General features: G+C 53.7%; 19 protein-coding genes, 1 pseudogene and 1 CRISPR repeat array (1 of these 21 running past the window's edge). Of the genes and pseudogenes, 17 read left to right on the top strand and 3 right to left on the bottom strand.

Translation table 11 applies throughout. The features are described 5' to 3' along the window. Positions 1-33 precede the first annotated feature (33 nt). Positions 34-657: pseudogene (locus H6G62_RS05585) on the bottom strand (ATP-binding protein); the annotation flags it as partial. 129 nt (positions 658-786) lie between these two features. On the opposite strand from H6G62_RS05585, the gene H6G62_RS05580 reads away from it, so the two are divergent. From H6G62_RS05580 to H6G62_RS05550, 7 genes are all read left to right on the top strand, one after another. Continuing rightward, a complete protein-coding gene (locus H6G62_RS05580; RefSeq protein ID WP_190493130.1) occupies positions 787-1365 on the top strand; it encodes a hypothetical protein in 579 nt (192 codons plus the stop codon). After that, complete coding sequence (locus H6G62_RS05575; RefSeq protein ID WP_190493129.1) at positions 1332-2243, top strand: ATP-binding protein; 912 nt, start codon at positions 1332-1334, stop codon at positions 2241-2243. The genes H6G62_RS05580 and H6G62_RS05575 overlap by 34 nt, the downstream gene beginning before the upstream one ends. Next, positions 2240-2449 (top strand): hypothetical protein, encoded by a 210-nt coding sequence (locus H6G62_RS05570; protein WP_190493128.1) that lies wholly within the window; start codon positions 2240-2242, stop codon positions 2447-2449. Before H6G62_RS05575 ends, H6G62_RS05570 begins: the two co-directional genes overlap by 4 nt. 9 nt (positions 2450-2458) lie before the next feature. Next, a complete protein-coding gene (locus H6G62_RS05565; protein ID WP_190493127.1) occupies positions 2459-3481 on the top strand; it encodes a metal-dependent hydrolase in 1023 nt (340 codons plus the stop codon). Beyond that, positions 3478-4437: a hypothetical protein gene (locus H6G62_RS05560; protein ID WP_190493126.1), complete on the top strand. Its 960-nt coding sequence runs from the start codon at positions 3478-3480 to the stop codon at positions 4435-4437. Before H6G62_RS05565 ends, H6G62_RS05560 begins: the two co-directional genes overlap by 4 nt. Continuing rightward, entirely contained in the window at positions 4328-5335 is a 1008-nt protein-coding gene (locus H6G62_RS05555; RefSeq protein ID WP_190493125.1) for a hypothetical protein, read from the top strand. Before H6G62_RS05560 ends, H6G62_RS05555 begins: the two co-directional genes overlap by 110 nt. 196 nt (positions 5336-5531) lie before the next feature. Further along, positions 5532-6827 carry a hypothetical protein gene (locus tag H6G62_RS05550; RefSeq protein WP_190493124.1) on the top strand — a complete coding sequence of 432 codons (1296 nt, stop codon included), beginning with the start codon at positions 5532-5534 and terminating at the stop codon, positions 6825-6827. Between the two features lie 115 nt (positions 6828-6942). Here H6G62_RS05550 and H6G62_RS05545 read toward each other — a convergent pair whose 3' ends face one another. Together H6G62_RS05545 and H6G62_RS05540 are read right to left on the bottom strand one after the other, a co-directional pair. Beyond that, positions 6943-8601 carry a hypothetical protein gene (locus tag H6G62_RS05545; protein WP_190493123.1) on the bottom strand — a complete coding sequence of 553 codons (1659 nt, stop codon included), beginning with the start codon at positions 8599-8601 and terminating at the stop codon, positions 6943-6945. A gap of 80 nt (positions 8602-8681) precedes the next feature. Then, complete coding sequence (locus tag H6G62_RS05540) at positions 8682-9323, bottom strand: hypothetical protein (RefSeq protein WP_190493122.1); 642 nt, start codon at positions 9321-9323, stop codon at positions 8682-8684. 255 nt (positions 9324-9578) lie between these two features. Here H6G62_RS05540 and H6G62_RS05535 point away from each other — a divergent pair, with 255 nt between their 5' ends. The 10 genes from H6G62_RS05535 to cas2e all read left to right on the top strand — a co-directional run bounded on the left by H6G62_RS05535 (position 9579) and on the right by cas2e (position 19692). Then, positions 9579-9761: a hypothetical protein gene (locus H6G62_RS05535; protein ID WP_190493121.1), complete on the top strand. Its 183-nt coding sequence runs from the start codon at positions 9579-9581 to the stop codon at positions 9759-9761. 384 nt (positions 9762-10145) lie between these two features. Further along, entirely contained in the window at positions 10146-11129 is a 984-nt protein-coding gene (locus H6G62_RS05530; protein ID WP_190493120.1) for a WYL domain-containing transcriptional regulator, read from the top strand. Then, complete coding sequence (cas3, locus tag H6G62_RS05525; protein ID WP_190493119.1) at positions 11126-13852, top strand: CRISPR-associated helicase Cas3'; 2727 nt, start codon at positions 11126-11128, stop codon at positions 13850-13852. Before H6G62_RS05530 ends, cas3 begins: the two co-directional genes overlap by 4 nt. 16 nt (positions 13853-13868) lie before the next feature. Further along, entirely contained in the window at positions 13869-15419 is a 1551-nt protein-coding gene (gene casA, locus H6G62_RS05520) for a type I-E CRISPR-associated protein Cse1/CasA (protein WP_190493118.1), read from the top strand. Positions 15420-15430: 11 nt separating this feature from the next. Further along, the gene (gene casB, locus H6G62_RS05515; RefSeq protein ID WP_190493117.1) at positions 15431-16000 is read left to right on the top strand and encodes a type I-E CRISPR-associated protein Cse2/CasB; all 570 of its coding nucleotides are present in this window, start codon (positions 15431-15433) and stop codon (positions 15998-16000) included. An 86-nt stretch (positions 16001-16086) separates the two neighbouring features. After that, complete coding sequence (gene cas7e, locus H6G62_RS05510) at positions 16087-17220, top strand: type I-E CRISPR-associated protein Cas7/Cse4/CasC (protein WP_190493116.1); 1134 nt, start codon at positions 16087-16089, stop codon at positions 17218-17220. Position 17221: 1 nt separating this feature from the next. Further along, the gene (gene cas5e / locus H6G62_RS05505; protein WP_190493115.1) at positions 17222-17866 is read left to right on the top strand and encodes a type I-E CRISPR-associated protein Cas5/CasD; all 645 of its coding nucleotides are present in this window, start codon (positions 17222-17224) and stop codon (positions 17864-17866) included. Then, complete coding sequence (cas6e, locus tag H6G62_RS05500) at positions 17848-18456, top strand: type I-E CRISPR-associated protein Cas6/Cse3/CasE (RefSeq protein WP_190493114.1); 609 nt, start codon at positions 17848-17850, stop codon at positions 18454-18456. The genes cas5e and cas6e overlap by 19 nt, the downstream gene beginning before the upstream one ends. 69 nt (positions 18457-18525) lie before the next feature. Beyond that, positions 18526-19419 (top strand): type I-E CRISPR-associated endonuclease Cas1e, encoded by an 894-nt coding sequence (cas1e, locus tag H6G62_RS05495; protein ID WP_242051840.1) that lies wholly within the window; start codon positions 18526-18528, stop codon positions 19417-19419. Then, complete coding sequence (cas2e, locus tag H6G62_RS05490; RefSeq protein ID WP_190493112.1) at positions 19420-19692, top strand: type I-E CRISPR-associated endoribonuclease Cas2e; 273 nt, start codon at positions 19420-19422, stop codon at positions 19690-19692. It begins immediately after the preceding gene. Positions 19693-19712: 20 nt separating this feature from the next. Beyond that, positions 19713-20253: direct repeats of the CRISPR family, unit length 29 nt; unit sequence GTTGTCCCCACGCTGGTGGGGGTGAACCG; it runs 3656 nt beyond the window's last position.

Genomic DNA, 20253 nt, shown 5'->3' with positions numbered 1-20253 from the left:
AGCTTAGCAAACTTGGGCGAGGGACTTGGCGGCCTATTGCATTCGATCAATAGTGCGGTACTGAATGGCCTCCGCGATATGGTGGGTTTGTAGGTGTTCGGCCCCATCTAGGTCGGCGATGGTGCGGCCCACCTTCAGAATGCGGTCGGTGGCGCGGGCGGAGAGGCCCAGTTTGCGCACGGCTCCCTCCAACAGGGTGCGGCTGGTGTCGTCGAGGGGGCACCAGTCCTTTAGGTGGCGGCTTTGCATATCGGCGTTGCATTGCAGCTTGGGTTCGGCCTTAAAGCGGTCGTGGGCGCGTTGGCGGGCGTTTTGTACCCGTTCTCGCACCACCTCCGACGCTTCTCCGGGCTGGTGCTGGGTCATTTCTTCGGGCTTGATGCGGCTCACGACCACTTGCAGGTCGATGCGATCCATCAGCGGCCCAGACAGACGAGACCAGTAATTTTCGCGGTTGCGCGGAGAGCAGGTGCAGGGCTGCACAGAATCGCCATAGAAGCCACAAGGGCAGGGGTTAGTGCTGGCAATGAGGGTGAACTGGGCCGGAAACACCACCGATTGCCGAGTGCGAGTGATAGTGACGTAGCCATCCTCTAGGGGCTGGCGCAAAAATTCCAGGACGTCGCGCTTAAACTCTGTCATTTCGTCGAGGAACAGACAGCCAATAGCAAATTCATTGTAAATGGAATCTTCCTTGACTTAGCCAGAATTCGGGTAGTGTGCCGGAACCCTTTAATTCCCTAGGTTTCCCATAATATGTACGTTCCCTAAAAAAAATTTAGTTTTATGTCAGACCCGAATTCGGCTGTAGACACCCAGCCTGACCAGAATGCGATGGTCGTGTGCCAGGTGCGGCCCGATGACCTGATGGACGAATTGGGCATCAAGAAGGACGCCTACTATGCCTACCTGAAGCACCTCAATATCAAGGCATCACGGGACAGTGAGGGGAAGGCGTACCTAGAACCAGACCAGGCGGATCGGATTCGGGCACTACGGGCACACGTCCAACAGACGGGGAAGATAGAGGGGTTTGACGAAATGGCCCTAGCGACGGCTGATGGATCGGGGCTAGGGGGCAGTGATGCGCCCTGGTCGCAGGACAGTCCATCGGACAGTACAGACCCCTCTCAGCTAGAGCATCTGATTCGCAAGGCCCAGGAGTTAGCGGCTCACCACATGGCGATGGGGGATCTGGTGGTGGCGCAGTTGGCCCAGCAGATGACCTTTGACGACTTGACACCGGAGCTACAGGGCAAAGTCCAGGGGGTGCGGGAGGCCACCCACCCAAAGACCAACCCCGCCGAGATCGCCAGCCGGATCATGCACCAGTGGCGCAGTCAAAGCGGGACACAGGCGGCCTAGGTAATCCCCAACCCAGGCCCACCCCCAAGCCCCCGACTCGTGACGGTAGCGCCCTAGTGGTGGAGTTCCGAGAGGAAGACATCGCCCAAATTCTGAGTTCACTGCTGAAGGGACAATCCCTGCTGGTGCTGGGGGAATCGGGCAGCGGGAAAAGTGTGCTGGGGTTAGAGGTGGCTAAGCGGTTAGGGAGTGAGTACCGCATTGCTATGGCGTCCTACTCTGGCAGTGCCAAACAAACCCTGATTGCCATCGCTGAAGCGTTGGGGGTGCCCACGGAAACCTCTGATGAACGCCCTAAGCCCCTCACAGCGGATCAACTGCGGGTGGAGATTGCCCAGGACATGAACGGTGGACGGCGACTGCTGATTGCCGATGATGCCCACCGTTGGCCCGCGAGTTTGCGCTACTGGATGGAGGAGTTGCTACGGGGGAAAGGACTGCTGCTGCTGTTGGCGGATCGGCCCCCGGCAAGGGATGTGTTTCTCAAGCTGCCCAGGATGGAGTTAGAACCCCTGACGCCTGACCAAATCAGAACCCTGATGTATGCCGAGGCGACGGCTCAGGGGATGGCCATCAACCCCGCTAAGTTTGCTGACCTACAGCAGCGGGTGGGGGGCAACCCAGCCCTAGCAAAACGGGTGGTGCATGAGGAACTATTGGGTATTGGGGAAGAGATGAGTACCGACCATCGGCAGTACATCGACGGTACGCCCTTCCTGATTGCCAGCCTTAGCGCCATCGGCATTGTCCGGTTCATCGGCATTGGCCTAGGGGATAAGGCGCTGTACATCGTCGGGGGGGTGACCACCCTGCTTGCCCTGACCTTGAGAACCCTGTTCTATTCCCTCAACCGCAAATCTACCCGCCTAGGCCGATGACCCTATCTAAATTTCAGCTACAGGAATACATGGGCCTCTTTCGCTACCTACTGGAGACAGACCAGCGGGACGAAGCTATGCGGATGATTGATCTGCTGGGAGAGGGGTTCCCGCCCTGTGGTCAGTCCCGCCAGGTCACGGCTTTATCGAGCTATTGTCCCCCCTGTCAGGACAGCACCCCCTGTTTACCCATTCCTTCAAGGTAGTGCTCAGACATGATGAGTGTGACCCACGCCACCCTGGCGGTAGCTGCTACAGCCATCGGGTTAGGCACCGCAGATCCCTATGTGTTAGCCACCGCCGCCGTGGCCTCCCAGTTGCCCGACATCGACACCACGGAAAGCTTCTCAGGTCGCTTAATTTGGCCCATCACCAACTTCCTAGAGCAACGGTTTCCCCATCGGTCGTTGACCCATTCCTTCATGGCCACGGGCCTTGTGGCGGGATTAGCCGCTCCCCTGCTGTGGATTAACCCTGCCTTCTTTGGGGCCATTGTGCTGGGCTACTTTGTGGGCTGGTTTGCCGATGCCTTCACCAAGTCCGGTGTTGAAGCGTTCTACCCTAACCCCGCAAGGCTGGTGATTCCTGGCAACCCTAGGGCGAGACTGGATACCCACAGCCCTGGGGAATATTGGGTGCTGTCTACCGCCATGATACTCACCATCATTAGCGTCAACCTCACCAGCGCCGGGGGACTCTCTGAGAGCGTAGCTAGGACGTTCTTCAATGACACCGCCACGGCAGCGGGCCTCTTTCATAAGCATGGAGCTAGCCAACGGGTCTACATCGACATCGAGGGTATCCATACCTACACCCGCCAATCGGTCAGCGGCAGCTATGAGGTGCTAGAGGCTGGCACCAATGAGGTGATTGCCGAAGACGTAGATACCGGACGCCTATACAAGATTGGTCAGAGCAACGATGCCCAGATCCGCCCTAACCGAGTCAAGGCTAGGTTGGGAGATCCCGTGAATGTCGCGGCCCAGTTCTTTAGCCTCCAAGAGGTGGGTGTCCTAGAGTGGCTGGCTACCGTTCCCCAGAACGCCTACATCAGCGGTAGCCTTCTCATTGATGACCTCCTGGAGGTGCCACCCCCGGCCAATCTTGAAACTTATCCTACGATTCGGATGGGTAGTGGCCAAATTGAGTTACAAAATGCTCATCCCCAAGAGATCGTCGCTCTACTCCAAGAGTTTTGGATTCTCCAGGGCAGCGTCATTGTCAAAGTGAAGGCATGACCCACCCCAAACCCCGCTACGAAGGCTCCCTTTTCCTAGTCTTCCTGGGTGTGGTGAATGTTCTGGGGATAATGATGGCACTGTGGCTAACGCGAACAGAACCCAGCCAGGGACAAGATCCGGCCCCCCTTCCAGAGCAGCCGCAGCTCGTCACTACGCCCCCGGTGACGACCCAGCCACGGGTGTTGACCTTTACTCTGACGCTCAGTGAACCCGATGACCTGAAGGTACGGCAGGGGGACGCTGTGGCGGTGGGGGATGTGTTGGCCGACCGTACCCGTGAGCGCACGGCCCTACAGACCCAGCTTGAGCAGACCCAGCTTTCCCTACAGCGCATCCAGGCCCAGCAGGTGCTTGACCCCCCAGAGCCATTACCCGTGCCCCCAGTAGCGGGCCTACCCCCAGTGTTCTACGGCACGGAGGAAGCCCACATCGCCGCCATTGAAGACCGTATCGACCTGCAAAAGCGCAAGATTGACCTACTCTCTACCATGCCTCCCTCCGATGTGCCCCCGGCCATGCGCGAGCATGAAGACCGCATTTTGGAGGGGCTTTACCGTGACCTCGAACTCGCCAAAGCCGCCCTCAAGCAGGCCCAGGAGCAACGCGCCCATCAGGAGTATGAACATTCCCTTGCCATGGCGCGACGGGCGGAGGAGGCCAACCAACAACGCCTTGCCCTCAATCAACAGCGTCAGCAGGCGGAGCAGCAGCGCCGGGAGAAGACCTTTCAAGAGGCCCAGCTTCAGGCCCAAATTGAAACCATCAACACCAAGCTATCAGACCTGTCAACGGTAAGGAGTCCCTATGCTGGTACGATTCGCCGGGTCAAATGGTTGGGGCAAAGTGACAACCGCCTCACGGTGGAAATTACGCTGGCCATTGGGGGTAGCGTTAGCCCTGGCCCTGCTGCTGCCGGGATTCAACCCCTGCCCAGTCCAGGCCCAGGAGACTGAGGAAGAAGAGGTCTTTGACGAAGAACCCCTAGAGGATGAGTTCGTAGAGGATGAGGAATCCCTAGATGAAGAAGCCCTAGGGGAAGACAGCCCCCAGATTTCCCACCCCGATGAGTTCTACCAACTCGATGACAATCCCCTCAATCCTATTGGCGATAACCTCGACCTGCTGATTCAGACCCAGATCAATGCTGACCTTTGGGCGGCGATGATGGGGGACTTGCCCTGCCTCGACCCCACCACAGAATGTATTGCCCAACTACAGAGCATGGCGGTGGAGAATAACCTAGCCCTGACGGTGATTCAGGAGCGCATTGATGTCATTGAGCAGCGCATCGACGAGGCCCGTGACCTCAATCAACAGGCCGTGCAGATCGACATCTTCGATCCCCTCCTATCCCGCTACCTCCAGTTTGACCAATCTTCAGGCCGTGGTTTCCTCGACAACCTGTTTGGCCTTTTTACCAATCCCCTAAGTTCCATCAACGAAATCCTTAGCTTGATTGGAATGCCCCTCCTACGTGGCGTAACCAATACCAATACCCGTGCCCAGCAGACGACCCTAGCCATTAGTGACCTTCAGGTGAAGGTGACGCAGATCGAGCAGGAGAAACGCAAAATGGCGGAAACGCTACGGGAACAGGTGATGCTGGAGATCCTAGAGTTTGATGCGACCCGCCGAGAGTTTCAGATTTCCCAGGAAATCGCCCGTCGCGCCACCGTTCAACACCGTCTGCTGGAGGTGGACTACCGATTCAGTGACCGCATCGACAGTGTGACCTACCTAGGCCACCTCTCCCAGCTAGACCGCCAAAAGGCCGATACCTACCGAGCTTGGGCCAGACTCAGAACCCGGCTGGCTAGGATTCAGATGATGGTCTTGGGGCAGGAGGAGTAAAAACCAAATTAGCTAAAGTTTCTTTAAAAGACATGGCGGCAACGTATTAAATAGCACGTTCACATAAGTAACCTTCCTAAAATAGGAGTGTTCTATTTTAAGAAGACTAAGTAGATGTGGAGAGCTTCAATATTTTGAGGCTTTATTCGTTTGCAAAGAACTTCTTGAATGTATTGATCAGGGGTGGTTAGACACTATGACACAATCCATCAGTAACCATGAGAATCATTTCAGCTATGACCTCAACCCTGCCGAACGGGAAATTGTAAACAATATCAAAAAGAAAATTCATCAAAGCATTGATCATGTCTCTCCAGCAGTTGCCTATGAATTATCTCAAGTTCTAGGTCTATTATCGCAGATAGCTAGAACTAAGGATATTGATGAAAAGAATGGAATGGTTCATTCTATTGTAAACTCCATATTTGGACGACCAGACATAATCGTTCCACGGGAAGAGCTTTTAGAAATGCTCGAAACCGCATCAACCATTTTGACAGAAGATTCTGAAGAATCAAAGAAATCTCAGCAGCAAAGATTGATATTCGCCCGTGAGATTATTTATAAGATTGATATTCAATCTCGAAAATTTCCCAATCCTTTGGCCAGTTTGTATGCCAGATATGCCACGCTAGAGGATAGGCTGCTGTCAGGAGTAGTTTGGTTTTTCACCCTATTCTTCGTTTTCCCCTCAGCTTCGATACTAGCGATGATGATTTATCATGCTAGAAAAGCTCCTGAAATTAACGAAGAAGCTTTTAGAAACAGTGTGCAAAATATTATTACAGTCCAGAGTAATATGTTCACATCATTAGAGGAAATAAAGTCTGAAGTAAACGAAATTATTTCTTCACAAGCAACAGTAGTTCCAGTCGAGGAGAGTGGACAGTCCCCTGAGTCATTGCCACAGGAGACAGGCGCTATAGACTCAATTTCTGTGCCAATATCTACCATCAATCAAATCGGTGCTTCTGTCAACAATGGACTTCAAGATACAGCAAATATTGAAAACGCCAAGAAAAGCCTCGCAAGTCTTATTGAAGACGAATCGTCAGATCGCAGTGATACATCAGATAAGCAGGATTTACTGGATATAATCGGCCTCGAAATAAACAGTTTGGTATGGGCCGAGATTTTTGTTCTACTTGTCTCTGTCGCTATGGGAGCGCTAGGAGGTTCCGTTAGTGTAATCATGACTTCAGATAAGCTTGTGAATGTGACAAAAAGGAAGAAGGTAGATCCTTTCTATATTGGATTTTTTAGACCATTCATAGGAATGGCCTTTGCCATTTTTGTTGTATCCCTGATTGAATCTGGAGTTTTTTCCAACATTTTTAATCCAGAGGAGTCAAGACAGCCCAGGGAAAGGCTCTATCTCTTTGCTGCCATTGCCTTTGTTGCAGGTTTTAGTGAACGCTTTGCCCCTGGATTAGCTGACCAGGTTTCCAGGACGCCCTTGCGCGAGGAGCCGGAACCTAAAGATGATGATTAGGGTGAACAGACTCAAAACATAAAAGGTAGGGAGCGACGACATATAAAAGAGCCTCAACTTGCTAAATGCAGATGAGGCTCTTCATTTTATAACTAGGATTTCTACGAAGACTAACCTAGTTGAAGTTGATCCAGGACGGTGGATTCGCTAGCCAGGGCGGCATGAGGCAGGACTGTAGGCTGGAAAAGTAGAAGGACGTGATTTCCCGATGGTCTGGGGAACGAAGGATATAGCCGCCCTTTGGACTTTCCTCGAAGGTGTGGTAGAAGGTGGGTGGCCTGAAGCTCCCCGGCCAACGGATGGTGGGAGGCCCAGAGAGCGAACCCGCATTGGCAGCGATAAACCATGGGTTGTCATCGGAGATGGGATAGAGGCCATCATCGGCAGTTAAGCCATATTGCTGGCCCCGGACGAAGCTAGATGAGGACGCCACAATGTTGCCGTTGTAGGACATACAGACCGCAACATTTGTAGGTACAGTGAATCCCGGCCCTGCGGAACGAGGGATGTCTCCATCTCCCCAAGGCCCGTCTGGATGACCGTCGCCATCTCTATCGTCGGGAATGCCATCGCCGCTGCTATCGTCCACCAGGCCATCACCATTGAAGTCATGGATGCTTGGGTTATAGGTGGCGAGGGTGAAGTCATACAGAGCCGTTGTTCCACCAGTAGCCCCCCCTCCAGTATCTCCACCACTAGAACTGCCTCCCGTGTCCCCGGCATCCCCCGTGCCGCCGCTGGTGTCCCCTGTGTCGCCAGTCCCCCCCGTGCTAGAGCCTGATCCACTGGAGCCACCCCCAGAATCTCCCGTGGTGCTACTCCCAGAGTCCCCGCCTGTGGTGCCTGAACTTCCCGTGCTGTCACTGGAACCACCCCCAGAATCTCCCGTGGTGCTACTCCCCCCTCCGGCGTCCCCGCCTGTGGTGCCAGAGTCTCCAGTCGAGCTACTACCGCCTGTAGTGCCGCCCGTAGTACTACCGCCTGTAGTGCCGCCCGTAGTACTACCGCCTGTGGTGCCCGTGGTGCCTCCAGAGTTCCCGGTAGAGCCGCCCCCAGCACCCCCGGTTACGGCTACAGCCAAGGCACTAGGCAGGCTACGGGCCACACTCACCACCGTTGCGGGGATGTCGGTGCCCACAATGGCGGTGGCAAAGATGTCTGTCCAGGGCTGGGGATAGTACAGGTTCCCTCGATAGCACAGCAGCGGTGTGGTCTGGGGAATTTGGTCGATCTGAAATTCGGCGTAGGTTTCGACGGAGGTGGTAGGGATCAGGATGCTTTGGTTGAAGTTGATGGTATTGGTTTCCCGCACCCGCAGGAATCCGCAGCCATTGACGCGACGGCTCAAAATCCTAAGCTGCCCTGGATAGGTGACTTCGTAGCGGGTATTGGGCTGGTTTCCCACGACAACAATATCGCCATCCTGGGTTTTGAAATGTTGGGGTCTGGCTTCATCCAGGCTATGACCACTGCCCTGCTGCCGACAGGCGGGCCGCATCTGAACGGGTAGGGAAGCGGGGGTAATGGTGGCCCCATTGACTTGAATCGTGGCGGTCGGGTAGTTCTCGGTGGCACTGACGACCAGGAGGCCACAGCCATTAGAGGTGAGGTTACGGCTGGGGGGTTCATCAATGCCGATTCTCACCTGGGCGTTGGGTTCTAGGCGATAGACAGAAATGGCCCCCTCACTATCTCGGTACACATGGCCTTGGGAAGCCAGCGCCGGGGCGTTCAGAAGCAGGAGCAGCGGGGCAGAAAGAAGAAGTCGTTTCATAGCAAAAAAGCCTCTCCGTACAGAGAGGCTGGATATCAGGGTGCAATGTGAGGAGCAAAAGTGAGGGCCAGCCTAATCCTCTAGGGCGCTGGCCATGCCGCCGGGGTGTAGAGTTGCCCGGTACGACAGAGGGGTTCTGGGGTGGCCGCTGGCAGGGTAGCAATGGTGTGGGTGGTGCCACCAATCACAATGGTTGGATTCGAGGCCCAGGGGTAGGACGTACTCTCATTGATAGCGGCAAAACCACAGGCATTCGCGGTTACATTGCGGTCGCGCCCCCCTGCATAGACGGCTTCATAGACAGTGTTGGGGGTCTTGACAATCACCACCTCTCCCGTGCCCGTCTTGAAGTTAGCGGTACGGGCTTCTTCGAGGACGCCATTGACACAACGAGGCAATAGCTGGGTGGGTAAAGTAGCTTGGTCAATGGCGGCTCCATCGACGGTCTGGAGGTTCGCTAGGGCATTGGTAGAACTGTCTCGTAGGACAGCTAGACCACATTCATTCGTCGTCACCCGTCGCGTAGTCGTAGCCCCTGGATACGTTACCGTGATCCGCTCCCCTGGGGTACGGTTGGCCACAATGACCTGGGTTGTCCCGTTGCTACGGGTCACTTTATAGACAGCACTACCGCTATAGGTTTGGGCCAAGGCCAGGGGAGCCAGTAGGCCAGTAGCGACCAGCCCAATCCCGCCTATCGTCAAGAATCTACGCTTTTCCATAACTACCGAGGCTCTACATTGAAGAGTTAGAAGGGAACACTCGTATTAACGTACTTGTCCCTACTATGAATTGGCGTCAGGCACACTATGGGATTTTATCTATAAAAAGGATTGACCAAAGCCTAGGTTTTCCTATTTTCTAGGTATTTCTACAAGCTCAACATTAAGTAATTTTGCTCAAGGGGTGAATCCCCAGAAACCAAGCGCTGGCCGATGGTCAGGATAGTATAGGCGTATTGAACCATAGGTCAAGTTATGGCCACCCCCACCCCGACATCCCCAGAACGCATCGTCCGCTTTACCGTGGATATGCCAGAGTCCTTGCACCAGCGGCTTACCCAGGCGGCGGCTAAGGTCAAACGCAAGAAGGCGGCGGTGGTGAGGATGGCCTTAGAACAAGCCCTCAAAGACCTCGATGATGATGCCGTCGTGGGCTAGGTGGGCCTCAGTAGTGGAAGGCTGAAACCTAGGTATGACAGTAATTTCAGGGGTTAGAATATTTAGTTTTGTAATGTAGCATTCCGTCAATCCGTTGGGTACTCTAGAGGGGTGAGTCTCCTTGGCTTAGATGTCGTTCCTAGGCCATTGAGATGGTCGTTCTCCCTGGTCGTTGTCCGATAAACCCAAAGTAGTCAGGCATTCCTATTGCCTTGTTTTGCTATGGGGATGTTCTGGGGATGATGTTCTGATGACTGAGCGAACTGCAAGGGACTTAACGGCTGTTCTGGGGATAACAAACTTTTTTGCTGTGGCCCTGCAACCCGGAAGCTTTTTCGCCGGGTTAGTTGATTAGGCTAGGGCCATCCAAGTTGAGGCATTCTGATGTCGCGCATCCAGCTAGAGCGACTACTCACCATTGATGAACTGATCCGTAAGCCTGAACGGCAGACGGCTCAAGCCTTAGCGGATGTGCTGGAGGTGAGTGAGCGCACCATTCGGGATGACATTGCATTCATGCGAGATCGATTCCATGCGCCTGTGGAATTTCACCGTACCCGTGGCTACCACTACACGGAACCCAACTGGCGACTTCCGACCATCCAACTCTCGAAGGGGGAACTCTTTGCCCTCACCTTGGGGGCCAGGATGTTGGAAGCCTATGCCGGGTCGGCCTATGCCCTGGATCTGCGGTCGGCCATTACCCGCTTAACCGAGCGCCTACCGGAGGAAACGTGGCTAGATCTACAGCAGCTTGCGGAGGATCGCCTGGTCTTCCGTTCTGGGGCAGAAACAAACCTCAACCTGGATGTTTGGCAGCAGCTAGAGGAGGCGTGTCGAGGGTCTAAGCAAGTCTGGATGAGCTACTACACCGCCAGCCGCAATGCCACCTCAGAGCGGGTGCTAGACCCCTATCTGCTGCACATCTACCGAGGTACGAACCCCTATGTCATTGGCTGGTGCCACAAGCGGGATGAGGTGCGCTGGTTCCGGGTAGACCGCATTCGTGAACTCAAGCTGCTGGGGGATAGCTTTGAGCGCAAGCCGGACTTCAACGCCAAAGACCACCTGGAGATGATTTTTCAACATGAGGTAGGCGGTGTCCCGGTGACGGTACGCATTTGGTTTGATGCCAAGGCCGCGCCCTATATCCGAGAACGGCGCTGGCACCCCACCCAGGAGCTACAGGAGCACAAGGATGGGGCGGTGACGCTGCAAATGGTGGTACGGGGCATGAACGATGTGAAGCGGTGGGTGTTGGGCTATGGACGGGGGGCAAGGGTGTTGGAGCCACCGGAGTTGGTGGCGATGGTGCGAGAGGAGATCGAGGGAATGGAACAGCGTTACAGTCAACGGGGCTTGGAATGAATCAGCCAAGATTTTGGGCCAAAACAGGTAAGGGAAATGTTAGGGCCGATGGACAGCCCGAATACCATCCCGTTATTTGTCATTTGGCAGATACCGCCGCCGTGGCGATGGAGATTGTGAGGGCTTATCTGAGTCCTGTGGCAAAGGAACATTTAGCCAATGGTCTAGGGCTAGGTAATGACGAATCCCTAGTACGCTTCTGTGGCTTTATGGCGGGTAGCCATGACCTGGGTAAGGTTAGCCCTGCCTTTCAGTTTCAGGTGAGCAAGGTGGGTCAAATCCTTGCAGGAGAGACTCTTTACGATTGCTGGTCTTCCTTGCCCCGTGAGCGACAGCAACCAAGAAATGCACCCCATGGCCTAGTGACGGCAGCAACGTTACCAGAGTTTCTAGTCGGTATTGGGGTAGGTTCTAAGCTTTCCACACGCCACGCTAAGCGACTAGCCCGACGGCTGGGGTCAATTGTTGGTGGCCACCATGGATTTTTCCCGGCTCAGCAGGAAATTGATGACTTAGACAGCGTTATCGCAGGCACCGATGAACACAGTGTTTGGCGACAACATAGTCTAGGGATTTTTCAGCAGTTACAAGGGTTCGTGAATCTTACGACTAGCGATTTACCCAACCAATGTAGTAACGCTGCTGCCATGGTTTTAGCAGGTTTAACTACTGTGTCTGATTGGCTAGCCTCCAACCCTGTGAGCTTTCCCTATGCTAACGATGAACCCTTTGACGCTTATGCCGCAGGGTTAGCTCACAAAGCCCAGCAAGCCCTAATCCAGCAAGGATGGCAACAGCCAGCTACAGGACAACCGCTTTCCTTTGCTGAACTCTTTGATTTCATCACAACACCTCGGCCTCTTCAGTCAAGTGCGATTGAACTGTCGGAGAACTTGAAACCTCCATGTCTAGTAATGGTGGAAGCCTCGATGGGAGAAGGTAAAACCGAAGCCGCTCTTTACCTAGCCGATCACCTACAACACCAGGCCAGAGCAGGCGGATTTTACATCGGTCTGCCAACTCAAGCGACTAGCAACGCCATGTTTGGACGGGTTAAGGAGTTTCTACAAAAGCGTTATGCCGATAAGGTGGTGAATCTCACCCTAAGCCATGGGGCCGCAGCCCTCCAGGGAGACTATCAAGAAACCGTCTGTCGGTTGGATCAGGTCTACGACCAAGAGGGCAACGGTGTTTTTGCCAGCGAATGGCACACGGCCCGCAAACGAACTTTGCTGAGTCCCTTTGGGGTGGGTACCCTGGATCAGGGGTTGATGGGGGTCGTGAGATCCCGTCATCAATTTGTTCGCCTCTTTGGTTTAGCCGGACGCACGATCATCCTGGACGAAATTCATGCCTATGACCTCTATACCAGCACTCTGCTAGAGCGCTTCTTAGAGTGGGCTGCTGTATTGGGATCTCCAGTGATCGCCCTCTCTGCGACCTTGCCCAGTGCCACCCGTCAAAGATTGCTCACGGCTTATGCCACGGGCTGTAACCAGCCAGCGCCAGCTTTACCAGAGGCACCTTATCCCCGTATTACAGCCTTCTCAGGTGGAATAGCTTCGGCCCATTCGTTTGCTGCCTCAGATCATGTTTGTCGAGCCTTGGCCATTCGCTGGGCTAACGATGACGAATGGCCCGCTGAACTACACCAGGTGTTAAGCGATGAAGGCGGTTGTGTGGCGGTGATTTGCTCTACCGTTAACCGTGCCCAGGCAGTCTACCAACGGCTGCAAGAGCACTTTGCACCCGAAGAACTGGGTCTCTTCCATGGACGATTTCTATTCAAGGATCGGGAGCGGATCGAAAAGGACTGCCTAGAAAAATTTGGCAAAGGGACTGACTATCGGCCCCAGCGCTTTGTCCTAGTGGCGACCCAGGTGATTGAGCAGAGCCTAGATGTTGACTTTGATCTGATGATCAGTGACCTGGCACCCATTGACCTACTACTCCAGCGTTCTGGACGGCTCCATCGCCACACCCGCGACGGACGACCAACCCCACTAGCAAACCCAACCTTGTGGATTGTGGAACCTAGTTTTACCAATCAAGGCCAAGCAGACTTTAGGGAGAGCGGCTATATCTATGACCGTCACATCCTACTCAGGAGTTGGCTTGCTCTACGGCAACGTCCCCAAGTTCAACTGCCCCAGGAGATGGATAGCCTCATCGAGTCGGTTTATGACTTAGAGATGGCCGTTCCTGAAGGTGTAGAGGCTATTCATGCCGAGGACTGGCAAACCTCCCTGGAAAAGTACAAAACCGAGGAGGAAGAGGCTAAGAAGACCCGCGCCAACCTGGTCAAAATTCCGCCCCCCCATGCGGACACCAAGCCCGATGAGTTCACCTACCTGAGAAAGGAGGATGACGAAAGCGCAATTGCCGCCGCCACCCGCCTAGGTGAACCCTCTGTAGCCACCATCTTTTTGCAACGTGCCGAGGCAGGGCTGGTATTGCCGGACACCCAGGATTCGGTAGACCTAACTGCCAAGCCTGACCTAGCCATGATTCGCAAACTATTGGCCCACAGCACCCGTATTTCCAAGCCACCCCTTGTGAAAGCCTTGTTAGCCCAGGCTAATCCCCCCACCTGGACATCGGCCCTATTGCGGAACTGTCGCTATGTGGAGGTCAACGCCCAGGGGGTAGCCGTGGTGGGGGATTGGCAACTGACCCTTGATCCGCTGCTGGGGGTGTTGATTGAGAAAGAAAAACAATCTTGAAGGAGGTTTGCCAAAAATGTCATTTAACTTGATTGATGAGTCTTGGCTTCCAGTGGTGAATCAAGACTTTCAGATACAGGAAATCTCCCTGCTTGAACTATTTCAAACTTGGGAGACTTGGAGAGAAATTCAAGCAGATAACCCACCGACGACTCTAGCGATCTATCGCCTACTGCTGGCTATTCTCCATAGTGCTTACCAGGGGCCAAAAAATGAAGATCACTGGGAAGAAATCTTTGAGGATAACGGGCAAACGGCCATTACGTATCTCAACCAATGGCGGAATCGCTTTGATCTACTCCACCCAGAACAGCCCTTTATGCAAGATCCCATCTTGCCCTTGGAGAAAGCAGTTCCCATCTATGCCATCCACACCATGAGCACCTCCCAGGTGTTTTCCCACGAGCATGAATGGAGCGGCTACAGCATTTCCCTAGCCCAATCGGCCCGATTACTGGTAAGGCTTCAGGGTGTAGATATTACCAGCCTACGTGCCTTCTATGTGGGGCAATCTAGCGGCAATCGCTCGGCAGTGAATACTCCCACAGTAAATGCCGCTAATGTGCTGATTCGGGGCAGCACTCTTAAGCAAACGCTGATGTTTAACCTGATGCGTTACGATCCGGCCTCGGAGGTACCCAGTGTGGTAACGGGTGAGGATATACCTGCCTGGGAAACCAGCTATGCAGGTAGACCCCAAAAAACGGTTCCCAAAGGCTACATTAGCTATTTGACTTTTCCCTGGAGACGGTTACGCCTATTTCCTGAAGATGGTCAGGTCAGCCAGTTGGCAATCACCATGGGTAATTCCCTACCGGATAAAGTGCTACCTCAACAGTGGGAGTGTGGGGTTGCCTATCGCGAGGACAAGCCTGTGAGATTGTCCTTGACTAAGCAGCTTTGGCGCAATGCTGATAGTTTTTTGCTAACCGCAGACAATCAAAAACGTCCCCGCATTATGGATTGGCTAGCCAACTTGAAGCAGGAGGATCTGGTAGAAAACGTAGTCACGTTACAAATCTCTGGTCTCAGTGCGGATAAGGCTAAGCCCCTAGGCTGGAGTTGGGAACAGTTTTCGGCACCAATCCAGTACGTGATCGATGGGAATTTAGCCCAAACGTTGAAGATAGCAATCACAATCGCAGAAGATCATCAACAAGTTTTTCGTTCCTTTCGAGGTAGCCCTTACTTTGCCCTAGCCGAGGCGTTGAACAACGGAGATGCTGGTAGTCTTGCTAATGCTCTTGATGGGGAATCTCGTTATTGGGCAAGCCTTGATAATGCCTTCCTAAAATTACTGAATGCTTTACCCAATGATATCCATACCGGAGCCGATGGCATTCCTATCTATGGCAATACAGAACTCCCCGCTTGGACAAAAATTGTTCAAGACATTGCCCGTAGAGCCTTCACTGACTCCATTATCTCTATCCGCAACTACCAAGCAAGATCCGCCGCTCTCCGAACTCTGGAATGGAAACTAGCCGATTTACGGGCTAGCCCAGAGGAGAAGGAAGCCAAGAAAATTAAAGCTGCTGCCAGGAAAAAACAAGCCATTGCTCAGTAGGATTCTAATTCATGACCACAACTCAAACCACATCTCGTCCTCGTCTAGAGCGAGAAGTGAATTTCCTTCGGACGGTTACAGAGCGCATTGAAAATGACAATGGTGCTAAAGCTACCTTCAAGCGGGCACTATCTGGCGAACACAAGTATATTCGCAAGGTCTATCCTTTTGTGCTGCCCTACCTAGAGGGTATCCACGAGCGGCAACAGGATATTTGGATCTTCATCGCTTGCCTCTCGATTTTCCATGTCCAAGACTCTGAGTCAGCCCCCCGTAATTTTGCCAAAAGCTGCCTGGACTTACATAACAGCAGTGACTCCAAAGGCCCAGAACGACGGTTTAGAACGTTGCTAGATACCGATTTAGATGATATTCAGTCTCCAATCACAGCCCTAGTGCGGCAGATGAAAAGCAAGAAAGATAAGAGAATTTCTGTCTATTATCCCCAGCTTATTGCCGATCTGTGCCGTTGGGAACATCCTGATCAATACATCCAAGACCAGTGGGCGAGAACCTTTTGGGGCGCTTCAAATTTGCAAAAAGAGCTTCAATCTGATCAAGCCTCCGATAGACAAGATTAGTTGTCAATTGTGAATTGAAGGCAAGTAAGTCTAGCAAAGACTAATTCAATTCTTCAGTCCAATACCTTCAAGCAGGAAGATTCATCATGCAACTCGAACTTCATCTAATCCAAAGCTTTCCCCCTGCCAATCTAAACCGGGATGAAAACGGAATGCCCAAGTCCACTGTCTTTGGTGGTCGCCCCCGTGCCCGAATTTCTAGCCAGTGCCAAAAGCGGGCGGTGCGAAAGTTCTATCAAGAATACGCTGATCTCGATCCAGTCCAATTTGCTGATCGCTCCCGTAATTGGCTTCCCAAGCTTCAGGAACTCCTGATTGGACAAGGCATTGACGCTGAGCGGGCTACCGTCGCTGCTCGTCTAGCGTTGGAGGAAGGACTCAAGCTCAAATTTAACGATGAAGGCAAAGCGACGACCATTGTTTTCCTAGGACAGACAGAACTCGCGGCCATCGCTAATGTCCTTGGCAACAACTGGGTAACTATTGAGCCCGGACTCATTGGAGAAAAGCCAGAACTACCCAAGGAGATTACCAAGACCATCCAAAAAGCCTTAGTTGAAACTGGCAAACCGGGTGATGTAGCCCTCTTTGGCCGTATGATGGCTTCCTTACCCACAGTGAATGTGGATGCTGCTGTGCAAATGGCCCACGCTATCAGCGTCAACACCCTACAACAGGAGTTTGACTTCTTTACCGCTGTGGACGATCTAGGCGGCAACGACGAAACCGGAGCCGACCACATGGGCGAAACGGGCTACAACAGCTCTACCTACTATCGCTTTGCCACCCTAGATACCAACCAACTGGCCCAAAATTTGGGTGGGACGGATCACCTAGATGCGGTGATCAAAGCTTTTGCTGATGCCTTTGTTCAAGCGATTCCCAGCGGCCATCAAAATGGGTTTGCTGCCCACACTCGTCCCGCTGCGGTGGTGGCCATCGTCCGTCAAGGGCAACCTGTTTCCCTAGTCGATGCCTTTGAAGATCCCATTGCCCCGAAGGGTGGAAGGAGCCTACTAGAAAATGCCGTTAAATCACTGGATACTCACTGGGCCGATCTGACCAAAATGTATGGCGAGGCTGGCGTAGTCTATAAAGGCATTGTTACCCGTACAACCCTAGCCGAGCAACTTAACGCCCTGGCCGAGGTAGAACGAGAGTCAGTGGAAACACTTCTGAAGGAAGCTCTAGAAGCTGCTCTCAGCAACGGAGGAAAGTAGGATGTCCACTCTCCTGATGCGACTCCGGGCACCGATGATGAGTTGGGGCGACCACAGCCAGTTTGGCCACCGGGATAGCCGCCGTGAGCCGACTAAATCTGCGGTGATTGGACTGCTCTGTGCCGCCCTGGGGCGTCCCCGATGGGAATCTATCTACGACCTCGCCGCTCTCAAGATGGGGGTGCGCGTGAACAAGGAAGGTGTCTTGCAGCGGGATTATCACACTGTGCAGGACAACCTGTGGGATAAGGAAAAGGCCAACACCACCCTGAGTGAGCGCTACTATGTGGCCGATGCCGATTACTTAGTGGGCCTAGAGGGAGAGGTTGAATTACTCACTCAACTGGACGCAGCTCTCCAATCTCCCTGTTGGCAACTGTACTTTGGTCGCAAAAGCTTTATCCCTAGCCATCCTATCCGAGTGGGCATTGTGAAACAGCCCCTTTTAATTGCCCTGCAAACAGCCACCTATGAGCATCGAGGCCGAAAGGCTCCGCCATTTCCCCTGCGCCTGGTGCTAGACGCTGAGGATGGTACCGATACCCGTCAGGATGTGCCCCTCGATTGGCAACGTCGCCGCTTTGGTCGCCGCACTGTTGCCACCACCTATCATTCGCCGGAGGTCTTATGTACCTTTCCCAGCTAATCCTCAATCCCCGTGAAACGGTGGTGTTGCGAGATTTGAGCAATGCCCACAAGTTTCACCAGCGGATGATGCAAGCCTTTCCTGATGAGGAAGACCGTGCTCAGCCCCGCCAAGATTGGCACATCCTCTTTCGCCACGAGCCAGATAGTGATGTGGTCTTAGTTCAGTCTGAGATTGAACCCGACTGGCATAAGCTACCAATTGGGTATCTAAATAACCATTCGATCAAATCAATGAACCTACTCCCGGAGGGGCGCTTTCAGTTCCGTCTTCGGGCTAACCCCAGTAAGCGGGACTTCAAAACCAAGAAGATTACTGGGTTTTACCACCGCCCGGATCAACTGGCTTGGCTAGAACGCCAGGGAGAATGCCAGGGATTCCGACTGCTTGAGGTTGATATTATTCCCTCGCCCAATGTGTTTGGGACGAAGCAAAAGGGGCAAGCTCCGGTACGGCTGACGACCGCCCTCTACCAAGGCACCCTAGAGGTGACAGCCCCCAGCACGTTTATGACGGCTGTGCAGCAAGGTATTGGTCGCGGCAAGTCCTATGGGTGTGGCCTTCTGTCACTTGCCCGACTTCGCGCCTAAGTTCCTTAGTGTTCCCTTCCTGAAACATCGTTATTCCACAATCTAACTATCATGTCTAGACTGCGAACATTGCCAAAGGCGCGTGATCGCATCAGCTTCCTGTACTTTGAACATTGCCGCATCGAACAGGATGACCGAGCGATTGCCGTTTTCAAAGAGAAAAGTAAGTTTTTTGTGCCCTGTGCGGCCATTTCAACTCTGCTCCTAGGGCCAGGAACATCAATCACCCATGCGGCCATCAAAACCCTATCGGACAATGCCTGCCAGGTGCAGTGGGTGGGTGAAGGCTTAATGCGCTTCTATGCCCATGGCCGCAGCGGGGCCAACAATGCTAGAAGACTCATTCATCAGGCAACCCTGTGGGCTGACTCCATGCAGCGGCTGGCGGTGGTGCGGCGGATGTACCTGTTCCGATTTGAGGAACCCCTGAGTGAAGACCTGACCCTGCAACAAATCCGTGGCCATGAAGGGGTGCGAGTACGAACCCTCTATCAACACTGGAGCCAAAAAACGGGAGTGGAATGGAGTGGGCGCGACTACAAACAAGACAACTGGGATGCCGCTAACCCCATCAACCAAGCCCTTTCCATCGCTAACACCTGTCTCTATGCCGTCTGTCAGGCCGCTCTACACTCGGTGGGCTACTCCCCAGCCTTGGGCTTCATTCATACTGGCAAGCCCTTGTCTTTTGTCTATGATGTGGCGGATTTATATAAAGCGGAAACGACGATTCCAGCCGCCTTTGAGGCCGTGGCTGAAACCTATTTCGATCTTGATACCCTGGTACGCCGCAAGTGTCGAGAGCGATTTAGCGACTATCGCCTGATGAATCGCCTGGTGCAGGACGTGGATCGGGTGCTGGGTTTTGGTGAGGAGGAAGATAACGAACCCATTGCCTTCCTATGGGATGACGTTTTGGAGTGGGTGGAAGGTGGGAAAAACTGGGGTGAGGAGGACAACTAGGTGATTGTGCTCATTTTGGAGAATGCCAAACCTACACTGCGGGGTGAGTTGAGTCGCTGGCTGTTTGAAATCAAGGCTGGTGTCTTTGCAGGACGGGTATCTGCCCTGGTGAGGGATGAACTCTGGGATCTCATCGAGCAGAAACTCGGCAAAGGCTCTGCCGTGATGATCTTTCCCCAACGCGGAGAACAAGGCTTTGCAGCCCGAATGCTGGGGACTCCCTCTAGGTCTCTTGTAGACATAGAGGGGTTACTACTGGTCAGAACCCCCTAAATTCGGCTATTCTGGAATGCGTTGTCCCCACGCTGGTGGGGGTGAACCGCTAGGGGTAATGATTCCGAGGGACGACCAGGCCAGTTGTCCCCACGCTGGTGGGGGTGAACCGGCCCAAGCCCTCAACATCTCGGCATCCGAGTTGAGTTGTCCCCACGCTGGTGGGGGTGAACCGCTTTGACTCGATCCTCAAAGGCTTCGGGCGTTGAGTTGTCCCCACGCTGGTGGGGGTGAACCGATAGTGGTAATGTAGCAGTGATAGTTCCCACTGCGTTGTCCCCACGCTGGTGGGGGTGAACCGCCTGTCATGATTTCCAGGACGGGCAAGAATTGACGTTGTCCCCACGCTGGTGGGGGTGAACCGCCGTACCGGGATTGCTATGAGCATACTTTCCCGACGTTGTCCCCACGCTGGTGGGGGTGAACCGAATGGCCTACTGCGGAAAATCCATCCCGATCACGTTGTCCCCACGCTGGTGGGGGTGAACCGATTGCCACTTCCGCCCTTAACTAATGGTGGGGGCGTTGTCCCCACGCTGGTGGGGGTGAACCGCTGCTGAC

Source organism: Phormidium sp. FACHB-1136 (assembly GCF_014697375.1).
Lineage (GTDB): Bacteria > Cyanobacteriota > Cyanobacteriia > Phormidesmidales > Phormidesmidaceae > Nodosilinea.
Note: the sequence above shows the minus strand (reverse complement) of the source record. Positions and strands in the feature narration are given on the sequence as shown.

What these genes read in the sequence shown, in the direction of transcription:
- cas5e (WP_190493115.1), top strand. Translation starts at nt 17,222, where the DNA reads ATGTCCACTCTCCTGATGCGACTCCGGGCACCGATGATGAGTTGGGGC.
- H6G62_RS05540 (WP_190493122.1), bottom strand. Translation starts at nt 9,323, where the DNA reads ATGGAAAAGCGTAGATTCTTGACGATAGGCGGGATTGGGCTGGTCGCT.
- H6G62_RS05545 (WP_190493123.1), bottom strand. Translation starts at nt 8,601, where the DNA reads ATGAAACGACTTCTTCTTTCTGCCCCGCTGCTCCTGCTTCTGAACGCC.
- cas3 (WP_190493119.1), top strand. Translation starts at nt 11,126, where the DNA reads ATGAATCAGCCAAGATTTTGGGCCAAAACAGGTAAGGGAAATGTTAGG.
- H6G62_RS05560 (WP_190493126.1), top strand. Translation starts at nt 3,478, where the DNA reads ATGACCCACCCCAAACCCCGCTACGAAGGCTCCCTTTTCCTAGTCTTC.
- casB (WP_190493117.1), top strand. Translation starts at nt 15,431, where the DNA reads ATGACCACAACTCAAACCACATCTCGTCCTCGTCTAGAGCGAGAAGTG.
- cas6e (WP_190493114.1), top strand. Translation starts at nt 17,848, where the DNA reads ATGTACCTTTCCCAGCTAATCCTCAATCCCCGTGAAACGGTGGTGTTG.
- casA (WP_190493118.1), top strand. Translation starts at nt 13,869, where the DNA reads ATGTCATTTAACTTGATTGATGAGTCTTGGCTTCCAGTGGTGAATCAA.
- H6G62_RS05565 (WP_190493127.1), top strand. Translation starts at nt 2,459, where the DNA reads ATGATGAGTGTGACCCACGCCACCCTGGCGGTAGCTGCTACAGCCATC.
- H6G62_RS05550 (WP_190493124.1), top strand. Translation starts at nt 5,532, where the DNA reads ATGACACAATCCATCAGTAACCATGAGAATCATTTCAGCTATGACCTC.
- H6G62_RS05535 (WP_190493121.1), top strand. Translation starts at nt 9,579, where the DNA reads ATGGCCACCCCCACCCCGACATCCCCAGAACGCATCGTCCGCTTTACC.
- H6G62_RS05580 (WP_190493130.1), top strand. Translation starts at nt 787, where the DNA reads ATGTCAGACCCGAATTCGGCTGTAGACACCCAGCCTGACCAGAATGCG.
- H6G62_RS05530 (WP_190493120.1), top strand. Translation starts at nt 10,146, where the DNA reads ATGTCGCGCATCCAGCTAGAGCGACTACTCACCATTGATGAACTGATC.
- H6G62_RS05570 (WP_190493128.1), top strand. Translation starts at nt 2,240, where the DNA reads ATGACCCTATCTAAATTTCAGCTACAGGAATACATGGGCCTCTTTCGC.
- cas7e (WP_190493116.1), top strand. Translation starts at nt 16,087, where the DNA reads ATGCAACTCGAACTTCATCTAATCCAAAGCTTTCCCCCTGCCAATCTA.